This window comes from Lichenibacterium ramalinae (assembly GCF_004137085.1).
Lineage (GTDB): Bacteria > Pseudomonadota > Alphaproteobacteria > Rhizobiales > Beijerinckiaceae > Lichenihabitans > Lichenihabitans ramalinae.
Genome location: NZ_QYBC01000067.1, coordinates 1 through 978 on the forward strand (window position 1 = coordinate 1; position 978 = coordinate 978).

A 978-nucleotide genomic window follows, 5' to 3' on the forward strand; every position below is an offset into this window, starting at 1 on the left:
TTCGGCCGGCGCGTCCGGCTCGGTGTCGACGACGGTCGGCACGACCACGACGACGAGCTACACCGGCAACTACGCCAGCGACAGCATCCTGGGCTTCAACATCAGCTCGCTGGCCTCCGGCAGCACCGACCTCGTCAAGCTCGGCACGGCCCTCGACAACGCGATCAGCAGCGTCACCACCGGCGCGGCGACGCTGGGCCAGTACACCACCACGGTCAACAACCAGATCAGCTTCACCACCTCGATCTCCGATGCGATCACGTCGGGCGTGGGCTCGCTGGTGGATGCCGACATGAACGTGGCCTCGACGCGCCTCCAGGCGCTGCAGACGCAGCAGCAGCTCGGCATCCAGGCGCTGTCCATGGCCAACCAGAACAGCCAGCTCATCCTCAAGCTGTTCAACGGCTGATCGCTTCCTCCATCACGCAGCCGCCGAAAAGGGCCGCACCGAAAGGTGCGGCCCTTTTTACGTTTTGGGTCTGTCGCGCAGCGCGGGGCTGGCCGGGGCGTCAGGGTAAAAGCTTAACCAAAGACTTCTCTTCGCGCTTCAGGCGCCTCGGGAAGGCTCGTTTTCAAGGTTCTATAAAGTGATGGCCGATAGCTTCAGCCTCACGCAAGATTGATCTCTGGCAAGGATCAAAGGCATCAGGCCGCTCCAGCGTACCGGTATTCAGTCCGGGATGTCCTCAGTAATTTGATCTCACAGGGATATCCGACAATGAGCAGCAGCATCCTCACCAACAGCTCCGCAATGACGGCGCTGCAGAACCTGTCGATGACCCAGAAGGAGCTGGGCAAGACGCAGTCGCAGATCTCGTCCGGCCTCGCCGTGGCCAACGCCTCCGACAACGCTGCCTACTGGTCGATCGCCACCAGCATGAAGTCCGACGTGAGCGCGCTTGGCGCCGTGTCGAACGCGCTGAACCTCGGCGCTTCGGTGCTCAACACCGCCACCTCGGCGATGAACAGCGTCGAGAC

Annotated in this window: 2 protein-coding genes; both read left to right on the forward strand. The window is 62.5% G+C overall.

The window, feature by feature from the left end; genetic code table 11:
* The coding region (locus tag D3272_RS27030) for a flagellin (RefSeq protein ID WP_281011054.1) at positions 1-409 on the forward strand (409 nt) is incomplete at its 5' end.
* A gap of 309 nt (positions 410-718) precedes the next feature.
* A partial coding sequence (locus D3272_RS27035; protein ID WP_487343529.1) for a flagellin N-terminal helical domain-containing protein occupies positions 719-978 on the forward strand: 260 nt, incomplete at its 3' end.